6 protein-coding genes are annotated in these 8,212 nt (G+C 40.4%); 4 read left to right on the plus strand and 2 right to left on the minus strand.

The features are described from left to right. Positions 1–133: 133 nt before the first annotated feature. Positions 134–850, plus strand: coding sequence for a helix-turn-helix domain-containing protein (locus tag CSC79_RS17420; RefSeq protein WP_099297016.1), 717 nt, complete (start codon positions 134–136; stop codon positions 848–850). 62 nt (positions 851–912) lie between these two features. Here CSC79_RS17420 and CSC79_RS17425 read toward each other — a convergent pair whose 3' ends face one another. Then, positions 913–2,856, minus strand: coding sequence for a S9 family peptidase (locus CSC79_RS17425; RefSeq protein ID WP_099297017.1), 1,944 nt, complete (start codon positions 2,854–2,856; stop codon positions 913–915). 162 nt (positions 2,857–3,018) lie between these two features. On the opposite strand from CSC79_RS17425, the gene CSC79_RS17430 reads away from it, so the two are divergent. Together CSC79_RS17430 and CSC79_RS17435 are read left to right on the plus strand one after the other, a co-directional pair. Further along, positions 3,019–3,609, plus strand: a complete 591-nt coding sequence (locus tag CSC79_RS17430) for an ATP-binding cassette domain-containing protein (protein WP_099297018.1) — start codon at positions 3,019–3,021, stop codon at positions 3,607–3,609. Further along, positions 3,606–4,718, plus strand: coding sequence for a DUF6136 family protein (locus tag CSC79_RS17435; protein ID WP_099297019.1), 1,113 nt, complete (start codon positions 3,606–3,608; stop codon positions 4,716–4,718). Before CSC79_RS17430 ends, CSC79_RS17435 begins: the two co-directional genes overlap by 4 nt. Position 4,719: 1 nt before the next feature. Here the strand turns inward: CSC79_RS17435 and fadE are convergent, their stop codons facing one another. Further along, on the minus strand, positions 4,720–7,176 hold the full coding sequence (gene fadE / locus CSC79_RS17440) for an acyl-CoA dehydrogenase FadE (RefSeq protein WP_099297020.1): 2,457 nt from the start codon (positions 7,174–7,176) through the stop codon (positions 4,720–4,722). Positions 7,177–7,431: 255 nt separating this feature from the next. Here fadE and CSC79_RS17445 point away from each other — a divergent pair, with 255 nt between their 5' ends. Beyond that, positions 7,432–8,196, plus strand: a complete 765-nt coding sequence (locus CSC79_RS17445) for a class II glutamine amidotransferase (RefSeq protein ID WP_099297021.1) — start codon at positions 7,432–7,434, stop codon at positions 8,194–8,196. The last annotated feature ends 16 nt before the right edge of the window (positions 8,197–8,212 follow it).

The following is an 8,212-nucleotide window of genomic DNA, read 5'->3' on the forward strand; positions in this document are numbered from 1 at the left end:
TCAGCTATCAGCTATCAGATCGACTCTTTTATACTAACCTGCTAATATTCCTTATTATTCTTCACTATTCAGCTTCATATATCTGCATGAATTACCAAGAATCTAACCTCACTTTTAAAAAGGAAGCACTAAGATGAGCACATTAGGTCAACAATTAAAGCAGCTACGAAATGATAAAAAACTGAGCCAGCCAGAGTTCGCTCAGCAGGTGGGGATAGAGCAGAGTTATTTATCCAAGCTTGAAAACGATAAATCCATACCCTCTAATGAAATATTTAGATCCTTATTGATAGCGTTAGATCTTTCAATTGATGAGTTTATGAAGCCATTAGTATCGAGTCACGATAAAGTTAGACTGATACAAATACCGGATGTCGAGCAGTGGTTCAAAAGTAAAGAAGTAAAGAGCTCAGCCACGCAACGTAAGGTTATTTATCTCGCAATGTTTTTACTATCTATTGGTTGTGCATTGTTTTATGCAGGACATAAAAACTATGTGTTCAATGAACGCTTTTACGAATATAAATCACAAGGTGTGATCAAAACAGATGAACCTCTGAATGTTTTTACTCATTGGAGTAATTATATTATTGAGTCGAATCGAGACAAAAGAGATGAGAAAAATCGGGAAATGCTGGCTAGACGAGTACCAATTTTTAAGTTAATGGATGAGTATGTCGGTGAATCATTTGTTGAAGAAGTTGACGGAGGTAAACGTGTTTATAATGCAAATGAGCTTACACGGACTATGCCACATGCAGGCAACAGTTGGTTTGAGTTTTTAGGTATTTTTGCTGCTGTATTTGGTTTAGCACTCGCTTTACTGGAACCTAGATTAACCAAGCAATAAAAAAGTAATAAAAAGCCTGCGTACAAAAAACGTAGCAGGCTTTAATATAAACTGGCTTACAATTAACCTTGTGGGCCAAATGACTCTTTTAAGTAAGTATCCAAAAAGTTTAGATAGGCGTTGGAGGCGCTGATACGGTTTTCTTTTTTGCTAAAACCATGGCCTTCATCGTCAAACAATACATACTCTACTGGCACACCATTGGCTTTTACTGCGGCAACCAGTTCATCGCTTTCAACTTGTAATACTCGTGGATCGTTAGCACCTTGAATAACCATTAAAGGCTTTGTGATTTTATCGGCATGAAATAACGGTGAAATAGCACGATGACGCTCGCCATCTGTCGCTGGGTCGCCCATTTCATCGTACAGCGCTTTTTTAAAGCTTTCCCACCACGGTGGAATTGAGTTGAGTGTTCTCACCCAGTTAGTCACACCAAAAATATTAATACCCACTTTGAATTCTTCTGGTTCAAAGGCAAGTGCAGCAGCAGTCATAAAGCCGCCGTAGCTACCGCCCATAATACCGATTTTGTCCGCATCAACCCAGTCTAAACTCTGTAAATGTTTTTTACCGTAGACAATATCTTGTAAATCATCAGTGCCATGTTTTTTATCATCCAAATGGAAGAATGTTTTACCATACCCCGAGCTGCCACGGTTATTGACGGCAAAAATAGCATAGCCATGGTTCACTAAATGTTGTTGCATTGCGCTATAACCCGTTCGGCTTTGCCCACCAGGGCCACCATGCACCCACACAAGCGCAGGCACTTTATTGCTGCTACTGGCTTGTTTTGGTTTATACAATACACCAGGAATTTCTAAGCCATCAAAGCTTTTAAAGCGCACGATGGTGCTCTCTACTAGGTCGTTTTGTTCAATATATTCACTTAATGTATTTGTTAGTTGTTTGGCTTGAGCATCGCCGACTTGCCAAACAAACAAATTGCTAGGTGAGGTGTCTGAGTTTAAGTAAAACGCCATGGTTTGCTCGTCGCTTGAGAAGCTTACGCTGCGTAAATTACCCGCCGGTAGCTTAGGCATGGCAATTTCTTTACCTGTTTTTGTATCTTTGACGGTTACTTTTGTACTGGCATCAGCATTGACACCACTGACTTGATAGCGGCCTGACGTAGAAAAATAAATGAAACTGACGTCCCAATTATCTTTTAGTGCAGGGCTATGTTCGCCTGTGGCTAACTCATAACGCCATACCTGGGAAAACTCTCCTTTAGCGTCTGTAGAGTAGTATAAATATTTACTGTCTACAGAGAAGGTGTCAGGCGTATATTGAGCTGGGGTATCGTGTTTAGAAATTAACTGTGGCTTGAGTGTTTTTTTATAGGTGTCGAGAATAAACGTATCACTATCTTTATTGGTATTGTTTTTAGACAGCGCAATATAACGGCCATCAGGACTAATGGCACCGACATCTAAACCAAGCATGTTTTGATAAACAGGGGTGACTTTATAGGTTTTACTATCTACGCGATATAAATCCATAAACTTGGCATCGCGTTGATTACTGGTGATAAAAAATTGGCTAGCATCTTTGGTAAAGCCTGCAAAGCTCGCGCGGGTTTCTTCCCCTGGGGTTAAATCCTTTATTGACCCATCAACTTCGCGCACGTAAACATGGTATCGCTCGTTACCGCCTGAGTCTTTGGTAAATAATACGCGCTCGTCATTAGGGAAGTAGCGTACGGGGTAGGTGCTGTCTTCAAAATTAGTTAGGCGAGTTTTACTACCTGTTTTTACGTCAACTTCATACAAGCTGTAAATACCGCTTTCATCACTACTAACTAGAACTTTATCACCAGAAGGTGAAAAGCTACTCCCCATAATCGATGTGGTATCAAAAAAGGTTTTTGCAGTATAGGTTTTTACTTGTTGTGTTTGCTTTGCAACCACAGGGGTAGAGCTTGAGTTATTAGACTGACTGCAGCCTGCTAATGCAATGGTTACTGCACAGCTAATACAGGCAAGCTTGAGGGCTTTTTTCATAGATACATTCCTTGGTTTATAGTTATCGACTTTTAGTGTTAACCGAACGTTTTTTAAACGCAAGTAATTAGCCTATTCGAGCTGCAATAAAGTGTTACAAACCATGTAGACCACGAAAATAGAAAACCAGATATAATTCACTTTCTAAATCAAGGAGTATTTATGATAGAAGTCATTGGGTTACACAAACAGTTTGCTGAAAACATATTGTACAGTGGTTATAGCGTGCAATTTTGTGCACCTAAAATATGCATTGAAGCGCCAAATGGCCTAGGTAAAACAACGTTGTTAATGATGCTAGCTGAGCTTGAAAGTCGCCAAAGTGGGCAGATTTTTTTTTCAGGCAAAGCATTAACCGAACCACATAAGCAAGTTGCTATAGCCTCAGACCGTATTGCTTTACCCGACTTTTTGACTGCAAAGCAAATAATTAACTTATCTGCGAATACGCTGGATTGTAGTTGGCCAACAACAATAATAGACGGATTTAATTTTAATGAATTTTTAAATACACGGTTTGATGCGCTATCGTCAGGTAACCAAAAAAAATGCCAGTTAATTTTAGCGCTGATGCGTGATGCACCGTATTTACTATTAGATGAACCGAGCGCAGCCCTTGATCAATCCAGCATTGAGTATTTACTAGTCTTACTTGATGAATATCTAATAGATAAACCGGAAGGGCAAATAATCATCACCTGTCATGAACCCGCGCCATTTATTAAGTATGGCTTTGAGTGTATGCCGTTATGATTGCAAATTTGAAACAATCAATTGGGCAATATCGCTCCTTTTTGGATTATCGATATCAGGCTTACAAAACTGAACTTACGCAATTATTGCTACAGCTTAAAAACTTTGGCCTATTATTCTTAGTGGTACTTGGCTCTGCCCTGCTTGGTATGATTTTGCTGTTTTTTCTAGGGTTGGGCAAAATTATAGATAGCAGCGATGCACCACAATATGGTGCACAAATGGCGTGGTTCTATCTACTACTGCAAAGCGTAATGCTTGGCGCGATGAAATCAGCTATTAAAAATAGCCAACAGCGGCTTTTTCAACGCACTATTGTAAAGCTAAACTGGCTTAAGTTAATGGATATAAAATTATTACTTTTAAGTAATGGTTGGTTGTTAGCAAGCTTAGTTATTGCTTTGGATTTAACTATGTCACAATGGCTACGAGTCCCTCACTTTTTGTTGTTTATGTTATTGCAGTTTGGCTTAGGTGTGCTGTGTTTGTATAAGCCTACAGCATTAATATATGGCTTATCCTTTACATTAGTGTTGGTATTGTTACCCATTGATATAACGCCGTTAGTGTACCATTGTGGCTTTATTGTATTATTTGTGTTGAGCATATTTCTGCCAGCGATTTCGCTAAACGATCGGTTATCAGTTAATTCATTATTTACTTTTTGGCTAAGCTTCTTTCTTCAACACAGTTGGATTTTAGTGTGGCGGGTGGCTTTATTGTTGTGTGTGTTTATGGCCGTTACTACTTTACTCAATGAGCGTAATGATTTAGCCGCAATATTTAGCGTTTTAGCGGTTGCTTTTATAGTACTATTTACCAGCTCACTGCAATTTGATTGTGGCAAATTGCGAGACAAATATGCGTTGTTTTTTCAACTAAATAACCAACAGCGGCTATTTTTTATTAGCCAATTTATACCGAGTTGTTTGTTCTTTTTTATAAGCATGCTCAGCTATTTGATGTTTGTAGCTAACATACAATGGCTATTGTTGAGTTTGAGTGTTGCTTGGTGCACTTTACAATTATATATAGCACAAAAAAAACCAGCGCATTATGCGCTGGCTTGGATGATTACAACAGGTGTGTTGCTTGCTTTAATTACTTAGCTTAAGCAGCGTCAGCCTTGTTGTCTGTGTTGTTACGAGCGGCTTTACCTGCTAATAGGTCAGCTGGGTCAAAGTCGTCAACGTTAATAGTATCTAAACGTGCTTTTTCAACATCAGCCAGCTTATCAGCTTCGGCTTGAGTTAAAATACCCGCATCAAGGCCCATTTGCGCTACTTTATCAAGTTGGAAGAAAGGCAGTTTAACGCCTTTTTCACGACATACCTTATCAAACAATGGCTCAACAGATAGTACATCTTTGAGCGTTTGCTCTTGGCGACCTACAAGATTAAGCGGTTCATTGGTTAAGTAGACATAACTTGCAAGGCGGTTACGTGTTTCACTTGGTACTTGTAATATTTGTGCAAGTTTATGTTCAAGCTTGTCTGTCGGTTTACGAACCGGGCGGCCAAACGGGAATAACATAAGTTTAAGTGCTGCACGTAACGGTGCGGATGGCATATTGTTAATTAAATCAGCTAACGCACGTTGGCAATGATAAAGGTGATCTTGGCAGCTCCATTGAACAAGCGCAAAGTCTTCTTTTTTACGGCCTTCGTCGTTGTAACGTTTAAGCGTTGCAGACACTAAATATAAATAACTTAGTAAGTCACCTAAACGTGCAGAGATACGCTCTTTGCGTTTTAATGAGCCACCAAATACTGCCATACTGATATCTGACATAAGTGCTAAAGAGGCACTAAAGCGTGATGCGATACGGTAAAATTCAGCCGTTTCATCTTTATACGGTGTACTGGTAAAACGAGCACCTGTAAACGCTAACCACTTGGTGCGTACTAAATTAGAGATAGTAAAACCAATGTGGCCCATTAATGCTTTATCAAATACTGCAAGTGCTTCTTCACGGTCTTCAATAGAACACGCATTTAACTCGGTTAAAACGAATGGGTGACAACGGATAGCACCTTGACCGTAAATAATCATGTTACGAGTCAAGATGTTTGCGCCTTCAACTGTAATGGCAATCGGCGCACCTTGATAGCCACGACCTAGATAGTTATTTGGCCCAAGCATGATGCCTTTACCACCATGAACATCCATTGCATGAATGGTTGAATCACGCATTTGTTCAGTTAAGTGATATTTAATAATGGCTGAAACAACCGATGGCTTTTCACCTAAATCAACGGCACCGGTTGACATACTAACTGCTGCATCTGAGCTGTAAGCGTAACCTGCTAGTTTAGCAAGTGATTCTTCAACCCCTTCCATTTGACCAATCGGTAAACGGAACTGACGACGAATACGGCTGTATGAACCACTGGCAAGCGCAATTGTTTTAATTCCACCCACAGAGTTTGAAGGTAGGGTAATTGCACGGCCCACAGATAAACATTCAACTAGCATACGCCAGCCTTGACCGGCCATTTCTGGACCACCAATGATGTAATCAAGTGGTACAAAAATATCTTTACCGCGTGTTGGACCATTTTGAAATGGTACATTAAGTGGGAAATGGCGACGGCCAATTTCTACACCTGGCATATCTGTTGGGATAAGCGCACAAGTAATACCTAGATCTTTTGTATCGCCTAATAAACCATCAGGATCTTGCATTTTAAACGCAAGGCCAAGCACTGTAGCAACAGGGGCAAGCGTAATGTAACGTTTGTTCCACGTAAGGCTGATACCAACAACTTCTTCACCTTCCCACATACCCTTACATACAACGCCGTAGTCAGGAATTGCACTGGCATCAGAGCCAGCTTCAGGAGAGGTTAGGGCAAAACATGGAATTTCAACACCGCTCGCTAAACGCGGTAGATAGTGATTTTTTTGCTCTGTTGTACCGTAGTGTTGTAGTAATTCGCCTGGGCCTAATGAGTTAGGTACACCCACAATTGACGAAAGCAGAGTAGATTTACTGGTTAGCTTTTGTAATACACACGACTGTGCAAATGCAGAAAACTGTAGTCCGCCGTATTCTTTTTTGATGATCATGGCAAAGAATTTGTTGTCTTTTAGATATTGCCATACATCTTGCGGTAAATCGGTTAACTCGTGAGTGGCTTCCCAATCATCCAGCATGCTACAAACTGTTTCAACTGGACCATCAATAAATGCTTGCTCTTCAATAGTGAGCTTAGGCATTGGGTATTGATGTAACTTTTCCCAATCTGGGCGGCCACAAAATAAATCAGCTTCCCACCATGTAGTACCTGCATCAATCGCTGACTTTTCAGTTTCAGACATTGTAGGCGTTACTTTTTTAAACATGGCAAAAATTGGTTTGATTATGTATTGCTGACGAATGCCAGAAATAGAAAGCGGTACACTGATGATTAAAAATATTAACCAGCTAATTGCACCAAAAGCACCTGCAAAGGTACCAATAACAAGAGTCGCGATTGAAATGCCAAGTGCAGTATTCCAGCTCGCTCTGTGGTAACTCGCGATGCTAAGCAGTGCGATTAAACCGAGTGTAAATATGAGTGTCATGTACTTAATCCTTAATAGAGGTCAGACCACCTCTGTTAGAGTAGCGCTAGAATCGGTAATTATCAAGAGTCTTAATAAGATAATCTATCAGTTTAGTCGCCAATCTTTAAAGAGTACAAAAGGAAACTAACATAAGCTTGCTATGACCAACCTTATGTTTAACAATGCCAGCAAAGTGTTTTTATTTTATTGTATGAGCGTTGCGTATGGGGTGAATGATAACTCTTGCAACTCATTTAAAGGTTAATATATTTTATGTGTGAGTTACTTGGCATGTCGGCGAATGTGCCGACAGATATTTGTTTTAGCTTCTCTGGCTTGTTGGAGCGAGGTGGTAATACAGGCCCTCACAAAGATGGTTGGGGAATTACCTTCTACGAAGGCAAAGGTTGTCGTACATTTAAAGATCCTGAACCAAGCTGTCAGTCTGAAATTGCCAAGTTAGTTAAAGCTTATCCAATCAAAAGTGTTTCTGTAATTAGTCATATTCGTCAAGGTAATCGTGGCCGTGTCTGTCTTGAAAACACTCACCCATTTACCCGTGAGTTGTGGGGACGTGAAATTACCTATGCCCATAATGGGCAGCTATCGAATTATCATGATTTGAAGCCTGAGTATTATCGCCCAGTTGGCAATACTGACAGCGAGCTAGCTTTTTGTTGGTTACTCGATAAAATCCGCGAAAAATACCCAAAGCGCCCATCAAATATGGCATCGGTTTTTCGTTATGCAGCGAAGCTTTCGCATACATTGCGTGAAAAGGGGGTGTTTAATATGCTGCTTACCGATGGAGTGTATGTATTAGCGTATTGTACTAACAATTTACACTGGATCACTCGTCGTGCACCATTTGGTAAGGCAACATTGATTGATGCTGATATGGTCGTAGATTTTCAGCAGGAAACCACACCGAACGATGTAGTGACGGTGATTGCCACGCGCCCTTTGACTAACGACGAACGCTGGCAAAAAATGGAGCCTGGTGAGTTCGCGTTATTTAAAATGGGTGAGTTAATTTAGCCGTCAGCCGTCAGCC

It is taken from the genome of Pseudoalteromonas sp. 3D05, from assembly GCF_002723455.1.
Taxonomy (GTDB): domain Bacteria; phylum Pseudomonadota; class Gammaproteobacteria; order Enterobacterales; family Alteromonadaceae; genus Pseudoalteromonas.

What these genes read in the sequence shown, in the direction of transcription:
- CSC79_RS17445 (WP_099297021.1), top strand. Translation starts at nt 7,432, where the DNA reads ATGTGTGAGTTACTTGGCATGTCGGCGAATGTGCCGACAGATATTTGT.
- fadE (WP_099297020.1), bottom strand. Translation starts at nt 7,176, where the DNA reads ATGACACTCATATTTACACTCGGTTTAATCGCACTGCTTAGCATCGCG.
- CSC79_RS17435 (WP_099297019.1), top strand. Translation starts at nt 3,606, where the DNA reads ATGATTGCAAATTTGAAACAATCAATTGGGCAATATCGCTCCTTTTTG.
- CSC79_RS17425 (WP_099297017.1), bottom strand. Translation starts at nt 2,856, where the DNA reads ATGAAAAAAGCCCTCAAGCTTGCCTGTATTAGCTGTGCAGTAACCATT.
- CSC79_RS17430 (WP_099297018.1), top strand. Translation starts at nt 3,019, where the DNA reads ATGATAGAAGTCATTGGGTTACACAAACAGTTTGCTGAAAACATATTG.
- CSC79_RS17420 (WP_099297016.1), top strand. Translation starts at nt 134, where the DNA reads ATGAGCACATTAGGTCAACAATTAAAGCAGCTACGAAATGATAAAAAA.